We start from the raw sequence: 523 nt of genomic DNA on the forward strand, positions 1-523 counted from the left end.
GCGTTGGCGCTGGCCGCCCGACAGCTTGATGCCGCGCTCACCCACAAGGGTGTCGTAGCCGGTACGGCCTTGCCGGTCGCTCAGTTGGCTAATGAATCCATCGGCCTGGGCATTGGCCGCGGCGCTGCGACTTTGCGCCTCGGTCGCATCGGGCCGGCCGTAAGCGATGTTGTCGCGAATAGAACGGTGCAGCAGGGAGGTGTCCTGCGTAACCATGCCGATGGAGCGGCGCAGGCTTGCTTGCGTCACGTTTGCGATGTTTTGGCGGCACATGCGAATCTCCCCGCTGTCGACGTCGTAGAAGCGCAGCAGCAGGTTGATCAGCGTGGATTTGCCAGCGCCAGAGCGGCCGACCAGGCCGATTTTTTCGCCCGCGCGAATGCTCAGGCTCAGGCCATCGAGCACCTGACGTTCGCCATTGTAGTTGAAGCTCACCTTATCGAAGGTGACTGCGCCGCCAGAGGTCACCAGCGCGCCCGCGCCCGGTGCATCCTGCACCTTGGCGCCCAGGGTCAGTGTTGCC

The 523-nt window shown here is 64.2% G+C and carries 1 protein-coding gene; it reads right to left on the reverse strand.

What is annotated here, in order from left to right; all coding sequences use genetic code 11:
* The coding region (locus F8N43_RS29215) for an ATP-binding cassette domain-containing protein (protein ID WP_150654716.1) at positions 1-523 on the reverse strand (523 nt) is incomplete at both ends.

The organism is Pseudomonas fluorescens, assembly GCF_902498065.1.
In the GTDB taxonomy this organism is placed as follows: domain Bacteria; phylum Pseudomonadota; class Gammaproteobacteria; order Pseudomonadales; family Pseudomonadaceae; genus Aquipseudomonas; species Aquipseudomonas fluorescens_BJ.